The sequence below is a fragment of the Ensifer sp. ENS03 genome (genome assembly GCF_014852035.1).
In the GTDB taxonomy this organism is placed as follows: domain Bacteria; phylum Pseudomonadota; class Alphaproteobacteria; order Rhizobiales; family Rhizobiaceae; genus Ensifer; species Ensifer adhaerens.
In genome coordinates this window covers 100,850-117,760 of the sequence record NZ_JACVAV010000014.1, presented here as the reverse complement: position 1 = coordinate 117,760, position 16,911 = coordinate 100,850, and the positions used below count along the sequence as shown (strand labels likewise).

General features: G+C 59.8%; 17 protein-coding genes. 10 read left to right on the top strand and 7 right to left on the bottom strand.

What is annotated here, in order from left to right:
- Positions 1-171: 171 nt before the first annotated feature.
- From IB263_RS31275 to IB263_RS31265, 3 genes are read right to left on the bottom strand one after another with little or no spacing between them, the layout of a single operon-like run.
- Entirely contained in the window at positions 172-3,438 is a 3,267-nt protein-coding gene (locus IB263_RS31275) for an error-prone DNA polymerase (RefSeq protein WP_192439457.1), read from the bottom strand.
- Positions 3,435-4,958, bottom strand: coding sequence for a DNA polymerase Y family protein (locus IB263_RS31270; protein ID WP_112977352.1), 1,524 nt, complete (start codon positions 4,956-4,958; stop codon positions 3,435-3,437). Before IB263_RS31270 ends, IB263_RS31275 begins: the two co-directional genes overlap by 4 nt.
- On the bottom strand, positions 4,873-5,634 hold the full coding sequence (locus IB263_RS31265; RefSeq protein ID WP_060581441.1) for an ImuA family protein: 762 nt from the start codon (positions 5,632-5,634) through the stop codon (positions 4,873-4,875). Before IB263_RS31265 ends, IB263_RS31270 begins: the two co-directional genes overlap by 86 nt.
- A 233-nt stretch (positions 5,635-5,867) precedes the next feature.
- Here IB263_RS31265 and IB263_RS31260 point away from each other — a divergent pair, with 233 nt between their 5' ends.
- From IB263_RS31260 to IB263_RS31245, 5 genes are all read left to right on the top strand, one after another.
- A complete protein-coding gene (locus IB263_RS31260; RefSeq protein WP_112977351.1) occupies positions 5,868-6,539 on the top strand; it encodes an SOS response-associated peptidase in 672 nt (223 codons plus the stop codon).
- Between the two features lie 26 nt (positions 6,540-6,565).
- The gene (dinB, locus tag IB263_RS31255) at positions 6,566-7,648 is read left to right on the top strand and encodes a DNA polymerase IV (protein ID WP_112977350.1); all 1,083 of its coding nucleotides are present in this window, start codon (positions 6,566-6,568) and stop codon (positions 7,646-7,648) included.
- A 417-nt stretch (positions 7,649-8,065) separates the two neighbouring features.
- Positions 8,066-8,188 carry a hypothetical protein gene (locus tag IB263_RS34550; protein ID WP_256385321.1) on the top strand — a complete coding sequence of 41 codons (123 nt, stop codon included), beginning with the start codon at positions 8,066-8,068 and terminating at the stop codon, positions 8,186-8,188.
- A gap of 90 nt (positions 8,189-8,278) precedes the next feature.
- Complete coding sequence (locus IB263_RS31250) at positions 8,279-8,557, top strand: hypothetical protein (RefSeq protein WP_060581444.1); 279 nt, start codon at positions 8,279-8,281, stop codon at positions 8,555-8,557.
- A 30-nt stretch (positions 8,558-8,587) separates the two neighbouring features.
- Entirely contained in the window at positions 8,588-8,779 is a 192-nt protein-coding gene (locus IB263_RS31245; RefSeq protein WP_060581445.1) for a hypothetical protein, read from the top strand.
- Positions 8,780-9,193: 414 nt separating this feature from the next.
- Here the strand turns inward: IB263_RS31245 and panD are convergent, their stop codons facing one another.
- The gene (gene panD, locus IB263_RS31240) at positions 9,194-9,646 is read right to left on the bottom strand and encodes an aspartate 1-decarboxylase (protein ID WP_060606845.1); all 453 of its coding nucleotides are present in this window, start codon (positions 9,644-9,646) and stop codon (positions 9,194-9,196) included.
- 889 nt (positions 9,647-10,535) lie between these two features.
- Between panD and IB263_RS31235 the strand changes: the two genes are divergently transcribed.
- Positions 10,536-10,865 (top strand): hypothetical protein, encoded by a 330-nt coding sequence (locus tag IB263_RS31235; RefSeq protein WP_034800375.1) that lies wholly within the window; start codon positions 10,536-10,538, stop codon positions 10,863-10,865.
- On the opposite strand, the gene ligD is transcribed toward IB263_RS31235, so the two are convergent.
- Genes ligD through IB263_RS31220 form a run of 3 tightly spaced genes read right to left on the bottom strand, consistent with a single transcriptional unit; the run spans position 10,862 to position 12,381 of the window.
- Positions 10,862-11,785 (bottom strand): non-homologous end-joining DNA ligase, encoded by a 924-nt coding sequence (gene ligD / locus IB263_RS31230; RefSeq protein WP_246811128.1) that lies wholly within the window; start codon positions 11,783-11,785, stop codon positions 10,862-10,864. The two genes, IB263_RS31235 and ligD, sit on opposite strands and share 4 nt — an antisense overlap.
- Before the next feature lie 51 nt (positions 11,786-11,836).
- Positions 11,837-12,055, bottom strand: coding sequence for a hypothetical protein (locus IB263_RS31225; protein WP_051659543.1), 219 nt, complete (start codon positions 12,053-12,055; stop codon positions 11,837-11,839).
- Positions 12,052-12,381 (bottom strand): hypothetical protein, encoded by a 330-nt coding sequence (locus tag IB263_RS31220; RefSeq protein ID WP_192439456.1) that lies wholly within the window; start codon positions 12,379-12,381, stop codon positions 12,052-12,054. Before IB263_RS31220 ends, IB263_RS31225 begins: the two co-directional genes overlap by 4 nt.
- Positions 12,382-13,762: 1,381 nt before the next feature.
- On the opposite strand from IB263_RS31220, the gene IB263_RS31215 reads away from it, so the two are divergent.
- From IB263_RS31215 to IB263_RS34545, 4 genes are all read left to right on the top strand, one after another.
- On the top strand, positions 13,763-14,044 hold the full coding sequence (locus IB263_RS31215) for a hypothetical protein (RefSeq protein WP_112977347.1): 282 nt from the start codon (positions 13,763-13,765) through the stop codon (positions 14,042-14,044).
- Between the two features lie 1,316 nt (positions 14,045-15,360).
- Positions 15,361-15,594, top strand: coding sequence for a hypothetical protein (locus tag IB263_RS34830; protein WP_034800367.1), 234 nt, complete (start codon positions 15,361-15,363; stop codon positions 15,592-15,594).
- A gap of 644 nt (positions 15,595-16,238) precedes the next feature.
- On the top strand, positions 16,239-16,490 hold the full coding sequence (locus IB263_RS31210; protein ID WP_112977345.1) for a hypothetical protein: 252 nt from the start codon (positions 16,239-16,241) through the stop codon (positions 16,488-16,490).
- A 291-nt stretch (positions 16,491-16,781) separates the two neighbouring features.
- Positions 16,782-16,904 carry a hypothetical protein gene (locus IB263_RS34545; RefSeq protein ID WP_256386710.1) on the top strand — a complete coding sequence of 41 codons (123 nt, stop codon included), beginning with the start codon at positions 16,782-16,784 and terminating at the stop codon, positions 16,902-16,904.
- Positions 16,905-16,911 lie beyond the last annotated feature (7 nt).

Below are 16,911 nucleotides of genomic sequence, written 5' to 3'. Positions count from 1 at the left end.
GCACATTGAGCGCCTATATCGTCAAGCTTGCCCTGCGCAGGCGGCATGCGGATCGATCTCCGACCATGACGGACGCCGGCGGACACTCATGGTCGCCATACATGTCGGCTGTGCGTGATGTTGATACTCATCCTCGCCTTGAGGCTATACGAATCATCGGCCAAAGGGCCCTCACCGAAAATCCCGCGTCTTCACCTTGATCTGATCGAGATGCAGATAGGGATCGACGATATCGCGCGGCCGCGGTCCCTTCGGGATACCGCGCGGATCGGGCGCCGGCGCCCCACGATGGAACTCGTCACCTCTTCCATGCGGAAGCGGAAAACTGGCGTCCCGATCGCCCACGCTTGCAAGTTCGCCGGATAGGTCGGTCAGCCGATGGGCAACGAGGTGAACGACCTCGCCTTCTCGCTGAATACGACCATAGACGCCGAGCATGCCGGCGCCGAGCACAACGCGGCGAAACGTCTCGAAGGTCTTTGCCCAGACGACGAGATTGGCGATGCCAGTTTCGTCTTCGATGGTGATGAACATCACGCCCTTGGCAGAACCCGGCCGCTGGCGCACGAGCACCAGACCTGCGGCTTCGAGCCATTTTCCATCCCCGGTCTGCATCGCCTCCTTGCACGTGACGATGCGACGCTTCGTCAGATCGGCGCGCAGGAACGAGAGGGGATGGCTGCGTAGCGTCAAGCCGACATGGCCATAGTCCTCGACCACCTCGCCACCAGACGTCATGGGCCTCAGCGGAATCTGCGGCTCATCCAGTTCCGCGACCGTCCGGCTTTCACGCTCAGAGGCCGCGGCAAAGAGCGGCAGCGGCTCGTCGCGCAGCGCCTTGATCGCCCAGAGTGCCTCGCGTCGCGCAAGCTTGAGCGAAGGTTGGAAGGCATCGGCTTCGGCAAGCTGGACCAAAGAGGCGGCCGGAACGCCTGCCCGGCGCCAGAGATCGTCGACGGTCTCGAAAGGCCTTTCGTCGCGCGAGGCAACGATTGCCGCGGCGTCAGCGTTCGCCAGCGCCTTGACCATGCGAAGACCAAGGCGAACGGCAAAGCGGCTTTCATCCCCCGTTGCCTCGAGCGTGCAATCCCAGCGGCTGGCGTTCACACACACAGGCCGGACCTCGACGCCATGGTCGCGCGCGTCCCGCACGATCTGGGCCGGGGCGTAAAAGCCCATCGGTTGGGCATTCAGAAGTGCTGCGCAGAAGACGTCCGGATGCCAGCATTTGAGCCACGAGGAGGCGTAGGCGATCAGCGCGAAGGACGCGGCATGGCTTTCCGGAAACCCGTAGCTGCCGAAACCTTCGAGCTGCTTGAAGGTCTTAATCGCAAAGTCCGGCTCATAGCCGTTTGCGACCATGCCCCGGACGAGCTTCTCGCCGAACTTCGAAACACCGCCGGTATGCTTGAAGGTCGCCATGGCGCGTCTCAGTTGATCGGCCTCGCCCGGCGTGAAACCGGCGCATTCGATGGCGACCCGCATCGCCTGTTCCTGGAATAGCGGCACACCGAGCGTCTTTCCAAGCACCTGCTCCAGTTCGGGCTTAGGATAGACGACCGCCTCCTTGCCCTCGCGCCGGCGAAGATAGGGATGCACCATGTCGCCCTGGATCGGGCCGGGGCGCACGATCGCCACCTCGATGACGAGGTCATAGAAGGTGCGCGGCTTGATCCTCGGCAGCATCGACATCTGTGCGCGACTCTCGATCTGGAAGGTGCCGAGCGTGTCGGCACGCCGGATCATGGCGTAAGTGCGCGGATCTTCGGCCGGGATGCTCGCCAGATCAAGATGGATGCCCTTGTGTTCGGCGAGCAGATCAAAGCCGCGCTTCATGCAGGAGAGCATGCCGAGCGCCAGGCAATCGACCTTCATGAACTTCAGGATATCGATATCGTCCTTGTCCCATTCGATCACCTGCCGGCCAGCCATGGCTGCGGGCTCGATCGGGACGAGGTCGTCGAGGCGATCGTTCGTCAGGACGAAGCCACCCGGATGCTGCGACAGGTGACGCGGCGCCCCCATCAGCTGCCGGGCCAGATCGAGCGTGAGGCGCAGGCGCCGATCGGACAGGTTGAGATTGAGCTCCTCGGCATGTTTTTCGCCGATGTCCTCGCCCCAGCCCCAGACCTGCGACGACAGCATCTTCGTCATGTCCTCGGGCAGCCCAAGCGCCTTGCCGACATCGCGAATGGCGCCTTTCGAGCGATACCGGATGACGGTCGAGCAGAGCGCTGCATGATCGCGGCCATAGGTGTCGAAGACCCATTGCATGACGATCTCGCGGCGCTCGTGCTCGAAATCGACGTCGATATCCGGCGGCTCGCGCCGCTCCTCAGAGACAAAGCGCTCGAAGAGAAGGTCGTTGATTTCAGGGTCGATCGAGGTGATGCCGAGCACATAACAGACAGACGAATTGGCGGCCGATCCTCTGCCCTGGCATAGAATGTCCCTTGAACGGGCAAAACGCACGATCGAATTCACTGTCAGGAAGTAGGGCGCATATTGAAGCTTCTCGATCAGCCGCAGTTCGTGCTCGAGGTTCTTGCGGACTTTTTCCGGCAACCCTTCTGGGTAACGCCAGGCTGCACCTTCCCAGGTCAGTTGCGCCAGTGTCTCTTGGGCTGTCAGTGCAGGATTGGATCGCTCCTCCGGATATTGATAGGCGAGCTCGTCGAGCGAAAACCGGCACCGCTCCAGGATCTCGATGGTGCGGGTAAGCGCTTCAGGGTAGCGCGCAAAGAGCCGCGCCATTTCCTCGGGCGGCTTCAGGTAGCGATCGGCGTGGCGCTCGCGGCGGAAACCGGCCTCGTCGATCGTGATGTTGTGGCGAATGCAGGTGACGACATCCTGCAGGATGCGCCGCTCCGGCACATGAAACAGCACGTCGTTGGTGACGACCGTTGGCACGCCGACTGAAGCTGCCAGGTTGGAGAGCTGATGAAGGCGCAGCTGGTCGTTCGGCCGGCGGCGGAGTGTCAGCGACAGGTAGGCGCGGTCGCCGAATTCTTGCCTCAGACGGCGCAGCTCCCGCGCGCAGTCCTCGTCAGCGGCATCGGGAAGGAGAACCGCGATCAGTCCCTCGCCATAGGCAACGAGATCGGACCAGGCAAGCCGGCATTTCGCCTTGCCGCCGCGCTTCTTGCCGAGCGACAGCAGCCGGCAAAGCCGCGCATAGGCCGGCCGGTCGGTCGGAAAGACGAGGACCGATAGATCGCCTTCAAGATCGAGGCGGCAGCCGACGACCAGCCGCACGCCGACATCCTTGGCCGCCTGGTGCGCTCGCACGATGCCGGCGAGGCTGTTGCGATCGGCAATGGCCAGCGCCTCGAGCCTAAGTTCGGCGGCACGTTGGAATAGCTCTTCGCAGGAGGATGCGCCGCGCAGGAAGGAGAAATGCGAGGTCACCTGCAGCTCGGCATAAAGCGGCGTCGTCATCCGAAAATCCCGTGCAGGAACCATTGGTGGCTGCCGGTCTCGCTGTGTTCGCCGTCGCCGGCGCGATAAATCCAGTAGCGCTCGCCGGCGTCATCCTCGACCTGGAAATAGTCGCGTACGGCAACGAGCTCGGCATCGCGCTTCCACCATTCGCCGAAGACGCGTTCGGGGCCGTCGGCACGTTTCACCCGTCGGCGCACACCACGCCATGTGAAACTGACCGGCGGATGATCGGGCAGAAGCGCCATCGTCTCGATCGCTTCAGGATGGAGAAGCAAGCGCACCGGTCTTGGCCAATGGCCGGGCCAGGCGAGACCTTCGTCCGGCGCCATCGGCGCGATGCGGTTGATGGAGCGTTCGGGCACGTCGCTGGCGACCGGTTGAAAACGATACAGCCGGCGTGCGCCGATGCGGTTTCCCAGGATGTCGATCAGGCCGGAAACATCGGCCTCCGGTTCCTCGACCAGCGAGGAAACGACCTGTCTTGCCACCAGCGGCTCGGCGTGGGTTGCCGTCAGCGACATGATTTCGATCCCGAAGCCCGGATCGATCGTCTCGATCCTATCAGTGATGAGCCGGATCAGGCGCTTGGCGTCGCGAACGGGCGTCGCGGTGCCTGCACGGATCGCCTGGTAGGTGTTATCAACGCGATGGAAGAGAAGGTCGACGCGCCGCGCGCCGAGGCCTCTTTCTTCCAGTACCAGACAGAGCGCGCCCACAAGCTTCGCGGCATAGCGCGCAATCGTCTCGGCGGCCGCAATCGGTTCACCGAAGGAACGGCGAACTTCGATAAGTTCAGGCGTGCGGACCGGATCGATCGGCTCGGCAACCTTTCCCATGGCCTGGTCGATGCGACGGCCAAGTTCGGGTCCAAATCGAAGGGCAAGCGGCGCCCGCGGCACGCCGGCCACCTCACCGATCGTGTTGAAGCCCAGCGCGCGAAGGCCATGGACGATTGCAGGATCGAGGCGAAGCGCTGCGACGGGCAGGTTACGGATGGTTTCCTGCTGCGCCCCCGGAGCGACAACCAGCGTCGGATGAGCGAGAAACCGGGCGCCGGCATGGGCCGCCCCCCAGGTATCGGCAACCGCAGCCCGCGCCTCGATGCCGGATCCGAAGAACCGGTTGACCATGCCTGACAGCATCAGGTCCTCGCCGCCATGCAGGTGATCGGCACCGGTCGTATCGATCACCAGGCCATCGGGCGGATCGGCGGCTACGATCGGTGCATAGCGCTGCAGCGCCCAGAGCGCCAGGCGTTCGAGCGCTTCTTCATCGGCGGCCGGATCGGCATCCATGACGACAAGACCTGCGGCGAGCGCCTGGGCTTTCGTGGCGGCCATGCGGGGTCTCAGGCCTGCGGCAATCGCCGCGGCATTTACCGAGAGCACCACACGCCTTCGCTGTTCGCGACCGACGAGGACGAGAGGCGTTTCAGCCGGCGGCGCTGCGTCGCCGAGCTTGCGCCTCAGGCGATCCGTGGGCCAGCTCGGAAGGAAGAGCGATACGACCCTTGGCATCTGGGGCCTCCACTTCGAAATCTGCACTTTCGCCGGCACGGCAGCGGATGAGTTCGACGAGCCAGCGCGCGCGGCCGACGCCTGGAACCGGCAAGGGGACGGACGGCATGACGGACACGCGCCAGCGCGTGACCGATGCCGTCGGCTGCCCGAAATCCGAGGCTTCGGCCTGTCGTCGCCAGCGGCGGATCGCAATGCCCAACGTGCCGGAACTCTCGGCTGCAAGCTGCAAGCGGCGCGAGGCGGTCATCGAAAGGCGCGCGAGCTCGCCGACGACGGCACCGAGGCCGCCGTGGCGAAGCCCCTCTTCCATGCAGGAAAGAAGCGCCTTTTCGTCGCCGGCCTCCACATAGATGACGCGGCTCGGCGAAAGACCGACTTGAGCCAGCGCCGGCGCAAAGAGATCGGGCCGCGTCACACACCAGAGCACCTTGCCTTTCGAGCGGGCGGCAATGCCCGCGCAAAAGAGTGCCGCCGCCGCGCCGTCGATCGCACCGTTGCCGCCGCCGGCGACCTCATGCAACGAGCCGAGTACGAGCCCCCCACCCGGCAATCGCCGATCAATCTCGGTGACACCAAATGGCAGGACCTGTCGTCCACGGCCGCTTGCGCCTTCAAGGCGCTGGATGCGCTCGCGAAGTTCTGAGACGACGGTATTGTCGACTGGACGGGGCATTTTGGAAGGAACAACTCCTTAGGGCTATGCATTAGCGCTTCCTATTGATATGTTCTCTATTTGTTCCTATTTGGGTTGCGAGTCAACGAAGTTCAGAAAAGAGACTGTTGATTGCGATCGAGACGCCAGCACGGACACGCCGCTTGGTTCAATGAACAGATCGAATGCCGGGGAACGGCGACAGAAGCGAGCAGTCGTTGATATGAAGCTAGGTGAGAAAGGGAGACTGAACTTTGTGCAATCTCTACAACATCACGACGACACGTGATGCCGTGATCGCATTCACCAAGGCATTCCGCGACAAGGCAGGCTGGAACCAGCCATCCTATGACGTCTACCCCGGCTATCAGGCGCCCGTAGTCCGCGTCGGCGAAGACGGAGAGCGAGAGATCACGCGTGTCACCTGGGGCATGCCCTCGCCGCCCGCTTTCGTGAAGAACTACGATCCCGGCGTCACCAACATCCGAAACGTCGCCTCTCCGCACTGGAGACGCTGGCTCGGGCCGACCAGTCGCTGCGTCGTCCCCTTCAACTCCTTCGCCGAGCCGGATCCGGCGGCCAAGGTTCCCAGCGGAAAAGTCCCCAATGCCTGGTTTGCTGGAACTAAGGAGCGGCCGCTGATGTTCTTCGCCGGGTTCTGGACGCCATGGAAGGGTGTCAGGCGCGTGCGCGATGGTGAGCGCGAATACGAGCTCTTCGGCTTCCTCACCACATCCCCGAACGAGATCGTCTCGCCAATCCATCAAAAGGCCATGCCGGTGATCCTGACCACACCTGACGAGGTCGATCTGTGGCTCACCGGATCCTGGGACGACGTGAAGCACCTGCAGCGGCCGCTTCCGGGCAACATGCTTGTTGTCGTCGAGCCTCCTGCCGCCCTGCCCGAAGAAGACCTGCTGCTATGACCAGTCGTTGGGTCGCGTGATCGGTGATGGAACGCTCTGAGCGCACGCGAAAGATCATCCATGTCGACATGGATGCCTTCTACGCCTCGGTGGAGCAGCGGGACAACCCCGCACTTCGCGGGCTTCCGGTTGCCGTTGGCTTTGGCGAGGCGCGCGGCGTCGTGGCTGCCGCAAGCTACGAGGCGCGCAAATACGGCGTCCATTCGGCCATGCCGTCGGTCACCGCCAAGCGGAAATGCCCGGAGCTGATTTTTGTGACGCCGCGCTTCGATGCTTACCGCGCAGTCTCACAGCTGATCCACGCGATCTTTGTCGAATACACGCCGCTCATCGAACCGCTCTCGCTCGACGAGGCCTATCTTGATGTCACCGAGAACCTCAAGGGAATGGAACTTGCGACGGAGATCGCCGAGGAGATCCGTGCCAAGATCAAGGCAAGGACGGGCCTGACCGCTTCGGCCGGCGTCTCCTATAACAAGTTCCTCGCCAAGATGGCGTCCGACCAGAGGAAACCGGATGGCCTCTTCGTCATCACGCCAAAGAACGGTCCGGCCTTCGTCGAGGCTCTGCCCGTCAAGAAATTCCATGGCGTCGGTCCGGCAACCGCCGAGCGCATGCACAAGCTCGGGATTGAAACGGGCGCCGATCTGAAGGCTCACGATATCGCCTTCTTGCAGCAACACTTCGGAAAATCGGGACCTTACTTCTACTGGATCGCCCGCGGCGTCGACGAACGTCAAGTGAAGGCCGACCGGGTGCGCAAGTCCATCGGCGCGGAAGACACGTTCTCCGTAGACGTCCATGATTTCGAGACCGCCAGGGCTGGCCTCGAACCGCTGATCGAAAAGGTCTGGCGCTACTGCGAAGCGAACGGCATTCGCGCCAAGACCGCGACGCTCAAGGTGAAATGGGCGGATTTCACGCAGATCACTAGGAGCAAGACAACAGCGGCACCGATCGCAAGTGCCGCAGAGCTTGCCGCGGTCATGACGATGCTGTTGTCTCCACTCTTCCCTGCCCCAAAAGGCATTCGGTTGCTGGGCGTGACACTGTCGTCACTCGATGAAGCAACGATCGAAAGCAAGCCACAGCTTGCCTTCGCGCTCTAAAACAGCTTGCTCGTCCGCCAGGACACCGAACGACCGAATGAGGGTTGGCGGATCAACTATGCGCCGGCTACCAAAAGTGGGATGGGTCATGCGGCCAGCTTCCCCTCGCCGTGACAGACCGAGTTGCAAATGACGGCACGTCCGTGCAGCCATTGAGAATGCAGCAGCGCGAGCCGCACCCACCGAGGCTCGCTCCATTCACTCGAACAAATCATAGAAATCGTGATCACCGAACGGGCGACCTTTGCGGGGAATCTTATTCAGTAAACTCTTAATTAACCATAAGCTTGCAGACTTTGTTCAGTCGCCAATCACATTCCAGCGTACAGCGGCAACTCAGAACCGTAACCCCGCCCACGGGTTACGGTTTTGCCCATAAGGCCAGGCACCTCTCAACCACAAGCGCAAGGTTAAGCGATGAGTTATGACTGGAGCGGCGCGCGGCATCGCCGGATGAAGGTTGCACGTCTTGGCGCCGCGCTCACTGTGGCGGCCACCGTCGTTGCCGTTGTAGTCCAGGTCATGGGAAGTGCGCTCTAGAGCGACGCAATCGCCGTGAACGGATGAGTTCGGCTCATCGATACGAGACCAACTCTGCGTCCTTGTTTCCCGAAGAGGAAAGGTTCGCATATGATTGACTGGAATACGGACGGTCACGGCAACATAAGGGCATCAACGGTCGTCGGCTGGAACACTGCAATCGACGAGACGGGCGAGCTTTTCCTGAGGATCGAATTCAGCGCCGATCCGGATCTCGAAAACGTGTCGGCGCTGCAGTTCAGATTGACCGCGCAGCAAGCAATGCAAATAGCGGAAAGGCTGACGAACACTTACCGGCAGTCCTCGACGGCGCGCGAGCGCACAGACCAATCCTTGCTACTGACGTCGCAGGGGCGCCCCGCGCCATAATGAATGGACAGACCAGGAAGGGGAAAGGACGTGGCCACCCGCAAAGAAATTGCCGATCGTGTGATTGCCAAGTGGCAAGCCAGGGGCATTGCAATTGACCACACCGCCGAGTTCCAGGCTCTGCTCAAAATCTGGATTGCGGGTGACATTTCGATCGATGACATCCGGCGGAGGTACCTGAAAATGCTGCGCGAACGTGCCCGAACGGCAAAGCGCAATTAAACGACGAGACACGTCTTGTGGCATCGCCGGCTAATGTTGAGCCCAACGACGCATCGCCACGGCAAACCCGCTTCCGGTTTATTTCACTGATAGGACGACCAGGCCTGCAATTGGGTCGGTTACGCCGAGCCCTCCTCCGAGGTCCTCGAGCGTCTCACGAAAGCTGTCAAGCGTGGCGACCATCTGCGGCCGGCTCGCCGCCAATGCTTCCATGCTCCCCATTCCGCGATAATGCAGTATCGTCCCTCGCCAGCCTCGATGATGTTGGCATGACGCAGACCCGACCAGCTTTGAGCTATGTCCCGGTGAGCGCCGAGAAAAGCCTCAGCCATCCCCGGCTTGACCTTGAAGAGTGCGGACGCCGCCTCGTTGGCGACGACACAGCCGTCAGGTTTGCCTCTTGGCCAAATCCAATCAGCTGCCGGACACCATAAGCGGTATCGGCAATGCCGTCTCGGCCTCGTCGAGGATTTCGAAAGTGAATTTGCCAGATGCATCGACCTCAACCGAGTAGCTGAGGCGATCCTGCACGCGGTTGTTCTCGTCGAAGGTCAGTACCTTCGGCTTCAAGGAAGTAAGCCGGCTTTCGTCGAGGTAAACCGAGTTGCATATAATGATCTGGTCGCCCGGCTGGCATGTGCGTGCGGCCGCACCATTGAGGATGCAGCACCTAGAACCGCGTTCACCGAGGATGACGTAGGTGGAGATGCGCGCCCCGGAATTCTTGTTCCAGATCTCGACGAACTCCATCGGCAGGATGCCGGCCTCCTCACAGTGGTCCGGGTCAAGAGTGATCGACCCATGATAGTTGAGGTTCGCCTCGGTGACATAAATGCCATGGAGCTTCCCTGCGACCAGCTTTCTCATGCTTTTTCACACCTCGCGGTTGATCAGGTTTCGTCGCGCCCTGGCGCTGCCGACGAGGCAGAAATCTCCGCGCACGGACAATCGCCAAGCAGAGAGAAGGCCCCGCCGGGGAAGGCGGGGCAAGGTTCGCACCCAGATGGCTCTCTGAACGCGGGGAAGAAAAACTCCATCGGCCAAGCCGATGCGCTCAGATACCAACAAAGCCGCCCGCAAGGAAGGTCGCTTTCGACAATTCCGGTACGGCTTTGCTAATATATCAACCGGCTCAAATGACGATCCTAATCGTGTCGGCACCAGCTTTTCCCCTCCCGCGTTGTCGCAATCCGTACGGCGTATGTACTAGCCCGCCCCCCGACACGACTTTCAGTTTATTTTTCAGCCAGTTAGCTTGCCGAAGGAGGATATTTAGCGCTTCGTGAGATACCTTCGACGGTTCCGCTATCGGTCCGCCAGCAGCCAGGAACGAACCGCATTTTCGCATCGTTTTACGACGCGCCGGATTTTCTCGAACATGAATGGCCGATGCGGCCCGCAGCTATGAGCGAGCAATCATGACGTGTCGAGGTCCCTAGGAGCGTGGGGCTATCCGGCCCGCGCCCCTGTAGCGTAGAGTGTTTGCGCCGTGTCGACACACCGACTTCGGGAACTATTCCGGGATTCCGCGACGCGAGTTTGCATCCGCATCAATGCTAAAGAGTTGATGTTGCGCGCCGCAATTTTCCGAAAATTTGACAGCCAAGAGCGGAAAAACGAGAATTCCGCTCCACATGTCAAAGTTAATTTCCAATGCGCCTCCAACGGCGCATTATGAGACTATCGCTGGACTTTAAGAAGGGCTCCGGCGGCTGGGAGATCATACGCGCTTTCGCCCTAAGGGAGGGATTGCGCTATGCTTTCTCCACGCCAATCTGGATACATTCTTCCTCAAGATTTTACGGTCGTCTCATCGGTCTTTGATAAGGTCGCAATTGCGCGAGCAATAAGCCGCGAGAGCGAGGAGGCTGAACGCTTGGCCCGATATGCGCTGGAACTGTACATGACCGGCACGCGTAATGAGTTGGACCTCGAAGCGCGCTTAAAGGAATTCTGCGACCCGATCGACTATGGGATGGCGGCCGGTGGAGGTGGAACCGTCGGAGATTTGTTGCCCGACTTGTCGGCATGGGCACGAGCACTGACTGCCTCACCAAGCACGGCGACCAAAAGATCAGACGTTTAATCGAGATGGTAAACTTCGACCTTCTCCGCCCGCTCGCCGACCCTCTTAAATGAGGGATGGCGCAGTTTCGCGTCCTGCGTCCACGCCCGATACTCGACCTCGGCGACTAGCAGCGGTTCGGAGAAGATCGCGCCCCTGCGCTTGAGTGCCACCGGTGGCCGCTTAGCCGGGATCGCGTTGAGCAGTTCGCGAAGCTGCACCGACTCGTTGTTGCTCCATCCCGTTCCGCACCCGCCGACGTAGACGAGCTCGTCCCCCTTCCTCGCCGCCAGAAGCAGGCGGCCGATCGCGCCTGGCATCGTCGAAGGCTCATATCCGACGATCACGAACCAATCGCGCCAAGCACATTTAACCTTGAGCCATTCCGGCCGGCGCCCGGATCGATAGGGCGCGTCCCGCCGCTTCGCGATGATCCCCTCAAGGCCGAGTTCGCAAGCTGCGCGGAAGAAATCGGCGCCGTCAGCCTGGACTTCCTCGGAGAAACGTATCGTGCCAGCCCTACCGGCGACGATCGGCTCGAGCAGTTGCCGGCGCTCACCCAAGGGCATCATCCGAAGGTCCTGGCCGTCTAGATAGAGGAGATCGAAGGCAAAGAAGATGATCTCTCCGGCATCGCGCAGGCTCGGCCTTCTCCCGACCGCGCGCTGCAGCAACCCGAAGTCCGAGCGGCCCCGGTCGTCGAGCACAACCGCCTCGCCGTCTATGATCATGGTCGCATGGCCGAGCTCGCGCGCATCGGCGACGACGGAACCGAACTTCTTAGCCCAGTCATATCCGCCGCGAGTGATCGCCCTCACCTCGCCTGGCTCGACATGGATCGCCAGCCGATACCCGTCCCACTTCACCTCAAAGGTCCACTCCGGACCTTTCGGCGGCTGATCGACGAGGGTAGCGACGCATGGCTCGACGCGCCGCGGCATCGGTTCGGGCAGCGGCGTGGAGGTTGGTTTCTTTCTAAGGGTTCTAGCCATTCAACGTTGACGATTTGCTCGTCTCTGGATCATCGCGGCTAACGCAGCGAGCCGACTTTGGGGCAGCTTTATAATGAAAGTATCGATGTCCCGTCCGAAGTTGGACCACGCTCTATCGCCGTCAATCCCCTTGTCGATTACCCCGGCCTCTTCGAGTTCAGAGCGCTCCATGTTGATGCGTGCCAAGGAAATCTGCAGCAGATCCGAGCCAGTGATCATCGCCCCACTCCCTGCTGTGGAAGGTTCATAGTTCCATGAGTAGGTTGCCGCGCTTCGTTGTCCGGTTCCGCGGCCTCTTCCTCCTCTACCAGCTTTTGGTAGCAATCCTCGATATCCTGCGCGATGCCGTCGGCGTCGTAGAGGTAACCATCTGTGCCGCCGTCAGTTTCAATGATCTCGGCCAATGAGTTCATTACCACGCGACCGAGGTATTGTAGGGCGTCGCGATGATGATCGGCGCCTCCGCTCGCGAACGCCTGGCGCGCATCGTCAATCGCCTGACGCATGGCCTGAAATGACCCGTCGATACGGAGCTTCGTGTTCACAGCACCGCCTCCTCAACGCACCGCTTCGCCCTAACGCAATACTCGTGGATAGGTTCACTTTACTATCGACAGACAGTTAAACGCCACAATTGATTCGATTCGATTGGCGTACCAAGCGATCTCATTCGCAATCGGTCAGCGCAGAGGAACATTCCGCATCCGCGGCCGTTGTTTGCATTGCTGATGATCCACTGCCCAACGGATCAAGGCGGGCCTTCATCGAAATTTTTAAGAATGGAGACCCCTTTTGTGTAGCACGGTTGGTATAGCACGCGCGCTCTAGGCCCCGTCGAGAATGACGGGGCCATTTTGCTTGCCGAATGGCGACACTAGCGATCTCGCCTGTTTTCCAAGTGCGCTCGCGGGCGGTGTCGCAGTAAACCCTGGTTCGACGTGGGTGGGGGAACGCTTGTCGGATGCAAGCTTTTTGTAAGGAATGCCGACGTTGATAAACCGGGCATGTGCCGCCTTATGAACAATCGTCGCTGCAATAGGTTCAGTCGGTAAGGACAGGAAAAACCCTGGCTCGAGTTGGCATCTCCTCAGTTCGGGGACGTATTGTCCAACGGCCCCAAACAGATAGCTCACCCAAATTCGGTCGAATGATGCAATTGCGCGTTTGTTTCGGTTAAGATCATGGGCTTTGCCAACGCACTTGTACGCTCACCCTGATTTCCCCCACAGAAAGCCCGGATCCAAAGACCGTCAACACTGATCGGCTTCGAAAAGCCTAAGAAGCGCAAAAGCGACAAGACGATGGACAACTTTGCGTACCTTGCCCGTCAAGCGGGAAGACTCCGTGCTCACGCAGCGGATCGTAGATCAATTAAGTTCCAAGTCCTTTAAACGTGATGGGCACCCAAACGGTGTCGGCAGACACCTGAAGAGTTCGTCCTAGATGTCTCGTCACGACGGAACCGTTTCCAAAGACAGCAGTTTGTAGTCTGCTCCCAGGTTTTCCCATTGCCCTGCGGAGAGAGGAATTGGCCCCCGATAGCTCCAGGGGGCCAATTCTTTCTGTTCTGCGCAGCCCGCACGTGCATGTGGGGCACCTATGAAGGTGCGCCCCGGCCTCTTTTCTGAAAACCCAGCGCCACCTATTGTGAGTTTCGTGACCATGCCTGTATCAGATCAGGCTTCCCCAGTGCGCAATTTGTAGGATTCGACATGGTGGCGCGGAACAAGCCCCCTGGATTGCGGTTTCGACAACGAGCCCAAGCTATCCACTTCCCCTGCGAGGGCTCATTGGACACTGAATCTCTTGGCCCCGTTGGTTGCACTTTTGGGGCCATCATCTGAGATCGTTGCATGCAGTTTACTACTCAACCAGTAAAGGCGGCGGATCTTGGGTCTGACAACGGATTAGGACCTTTGCGGGATCGTGAATGAGTTGATCGCGGCTGGGTGCGATATCACGGCCATTGGACATGAGATGTACGTGATCGGCGAGGTGAAGGATTCTGCAACCGAAGAGGTACGTCGGATAACGGAGAAATACCGGGACCGAGATCCTCTTAGGCTGGAGATCGTCGCCTACCTCTGGTCGATCGGCCGAGACGACGCGGCACTAGCGCTCACATTGACGCCAATCATCAGCGCTGTATTGCCGGGCGATTTCTTCTCGCCGGAGCCCTCGCACTGGAACGTCTGCGCCCTATATTAGATAACGCGCATATCGCTCCCCGCCCTCCGGGGATTGAAAGCGCGCCCGTGCTTCATGATTATGAAGCCAACTGGCCTCGTCGCGCCCGAACGACGAGGCCTTTTTGTTTGCCCAGATCGCAACTGATCACGGACACGATCCGTCTAATAGCCCAGAAGCTCACGCCGGGGGCCATCGCCGCGACAGCGTCGAGTTCGGCGACGACCCAAGGCTTCCCCCCCCACCACGCCATCGGGGCCATTTCTCTTAGTCGGATCCCTAAACCGATGAGTCCCAATTAGAACCCCTCGCCCGCGACGCCGTTTCTTGTTTTCAAATCCGAGCTTACCTACGGCGCGCCTGAGAGGGTGAGCCTCCGCTGGGACACCGAGCGGAGGCTCATGCGCGCATAATTATATATGTTATATCAAGCATCTACACGCCAATATAAACCGCGAACGCAGGTGGATAGCGTCGAAATCGGTAGCGGTTTGTGTAAATGCAGGCGCAGTTTGCCAATCTGAGAAATGCAAGGCAATTCACCCAAACGGGCGTCCTGCGTACTACATTCGAGTTATATTCCAACGTGGAGGGTCCGGACAGTTCTTCCGCAAGCGCTAAGCCATCTATTGCTGCACACCGAGTAGTGGTGGCTCGGTCATGCACTCAATGTGATCGGACACGGCTGACAATCAAGCGGTCCAGAGCCCCTCCGGACCCGTCGATGACCTCGAAACTTATGGCCCCGTCAGGCGCCCTTCGAGGCAATCCTTTGTCACCGAACTTGTCGGTCTGATTGGCGCAGTTGCCGGGGGCGTCGGTGGCCTGGTCGGCCTGCCTCCACGGCGCGCATCGAGGCCGCCGCTTCAGCGACCTGCCTAAAAACCGGGATAAGTGTGTATATGCTCGCTATCAACGATTGCATTTGCAGGCATCGGGCCCGAGCAATGCTTGCAAGTTTGAGCAACAGTCCACAACAGGCGAGCGCGCCATTTGACGCTCTTTTCCTCACGCTTTGGGCGAGCGGATCTTTGAACCACGACCGTTCTCTTCCAGGCACTGGAGGATCTCCCGCACAAGCCGGATATCGTAACTGAGATTGTTGAGCGTGTTTTCTCAACTGCCCGTCCTGGTTCGCCGCCAGTCGCTCCTGCCATGCCCACACGACCAGACCGACTGGTGCTCGAACGCTGGTTATCTCATCGTTGCCGGTGCTCACTCTTTGCGAACTCGTGCCGGCCGCTCCACCGCTCGGAGACATTGACGGCTGCCCCTTGCCTACGGTCGTGATTTGTGGCGCCATCAAAATCTAGGCGGCAACAATTCGGGGGAATCCAATGATAGACACGCAGTCCAGTATTTTGGACCAGGACCTATCCGATTTGATCAGGGGCCAAATTGAGCAGCGCCACACAAACGAATTTCGGGCAATACTCTCAACCGGCAATGAGATTACGATGCACGGACCCTTTACTATTGGGCGCGACTTCATCATCTACAAAACTGCGAAGGATAACAGCGGCAAGTGGGCAATGACGCCCTTTGCTCATATCGTGCAGTTGGTAATTTGACGAAGACTTCGGCGCTTATCTAATTGCGACCACACGGCGATAACTGTGCTATTGTTCTGGGGTTGCCATGCGGCGACCGGACACAACCGACCCCTCCCTAACCGCACGGACCGCGAGGCTCAAACGGCGCTTGCGCGTCTCTTTGCCAGAAATGACGAGCTGACAATGGCGACGAATGCATCAGCATTCACAGCGCTCCAACTAGGAGGAAAGCACCGTGTCAAGTCGTCTCGTTTTCTCGCTACTCATCGCTTCCGTGGGCATCCTTATGGTTTGGGCCTTCAGACCCGCGCCGACGATCTTCACTGGTTATGAAACACCGCCTAGCGCAGCCAAAACCGACCGCATAGACGCCGTACCTCGTTGAGGGAATCGGACGGCCAATAGACCGCGAAAGAAGGCGGCCACCCTCCCGCATAGGCGGCGGTCATTGCATGGTCGCGCATTCCAGGGGCACAACTTGCATTTGTTGCGCCATTGAGTGAACGTTATACTTGGGGAAATTTCGAGGGGCAATTGTGAAACCCACGCTGACTGCTACATTGCTAATAGCCGGGGTCCTCTCGTTTTGAAGCGAGAACGCGATCGCCGCGAAGAACGGCATTTTCGTCTACGGTTGCACGTCCGACGGGAAACCGGCGCGTATGCGCGTGGTTGCCCCACTTAAGTACAAGGGCGCCGTAGAGGCAGGATTTCGCAACATGATACGGCAAAAAACATCAGATTGGTTTCTTGCGCAGAAGAAGACCGTTGATCTGACAGAAGTCGAGCAAGCCCTCGAAGTCATGATGCAATCAAGCGGCGGCAAGCTCCCAACGCAAAGCCCTTCCGCCGTTGCGAGATCTGTTGAGATTGGCAAGCGCGCAGCCTCACTGAAACTCTATTGCGGCGGTTAACATAGTGCTGGAAGCGACCACCGGCGTTCTTCGCGTGCTCGCCCGCCTACTTCTGCCCACATTCGAAGCCTGAAGTTGGTTGTGGACAAAGCCGGCGTCGCCTTCCTCGTGCTCAACTGCATTCTCCTTGCCCTGGTATTAAGGACCCTAATGTTCGACCCGGGGGTCGAGACGGCACAACCAGATCTGCCGGCGATGGTCCTCGCCAATTAGGGCCCTCCGCTTGGTCTGCGACGGAACAACGGGGCGTCCGGGGTGTTGCTGTAGATCGCAACGAACCGGGAGCGCCTCATGAAGATAGTCGTCATCGCAATTGTCGCCTCGATCATGAGCATACTTGTTTTCAAGTATGTCGACGGGACGTTCGGGACTTCCGAGGTGGTCGCGACTGCGGAGCAACTATCTGAAGACTAACAGGCGC

What these genes read in the sequence shown, in the direction of transcription:
- IB263_RS31275 (WP_192439457.1), bottom strand. Translation starts at nt 3,438, where the DNA reads ATGACGACGCCGCTTTATGCCGAGCTGCAGGTGACCTCGCATTTCTCC.
- IB263_RS31270 (WP_112977352.1), bottom strand. Translation starts at nt 4,958, where the DNA reads ATGCCAAGGGTCGTATCGCTCTTCCTTCCGAGCTGGCCCACGGATCGC.
- IB263_RS31265 (WP_060581441.1), bottom strand. Translation starts at nt 5,634, where the DNA reads ATGCCCCGTCCAGTCGACAATACCGTCGTCTCAGAACTTCGCGAGCGC.
- dinB (WP_112977350.1), top strand. Translation starts at nt 6,566, where the DNA reads ATGGAACGCTCTGAGCGCACGCGAAAGATCATCCATGTCGACATGGAT.
- IB263_RS34550 (WP_256385321.1), top strand. Translation starts at nt 8,066, where the DNA reads ATGAGTTATGACTGGAGCGGCGCGCGGCATCGCCGGATGAAGGTTGCA.
- IB263_RS31250 (WP_060581444.1), top strand. Translation starts at nt 8,279, where the DNA reads ATGATTGACTGGAATACGGACGGTCACGGCAACATAAGGGCATCAACG.
- panD (WP_060606845.1), bottom strand. Translation starts at nt 9,646, where the DNA reads ATGAGAAAGCTGGTCGCAGGGAAGCTCCATGGCATTTATGTCACCGAG.
- IB263_RS31235 (WP_034800375.1), top strand. Translation starts at nt 10,536, where the DNA reads ATGCTTTCTCCACGCCAATCTGGATACATTCTTCCTCAAGATTTTACG.
- ligD (WP_246811128.1), bottom strand. Translation starts at nt 11,785, where the DNA reads ATGCCGCGGCGCGTCGAGCCATGCGTCGCTACCCTCGTCGATCAGCCG.
- IB263_RS31225 (WP_051659543.1), bottom strand. Translation starts at nt 12,055, where the DNA reads ATGATCACTGGCTCGGATCTGCTGCAGATTTCCTTGGCACGCATCAAC.
- IB263_RS34830 (WP_034800367.1), top strand. Translation starts at nt 15,361, where the DNA reads ATGATAGACACGCAGTCCAGTATTTTGGACCAGGACCTATCCGATTTG.
- IB263_RS31210 (WP_112977345.1), top strand. Translation starts at nt 16,239, where the DNA reads ATGCGCGTGGTTGCCCCACTTAAGTACAAGGGCGCCGTAGAGGCAGGA.
- IB263_RS34545 (WP_256386710.1), top strand. Translation starts at nt 16,782, where the DNA reads ATGAAGATAGTCGTCATCGCAATTGTCGCCTCGATCATGAGCATACTT.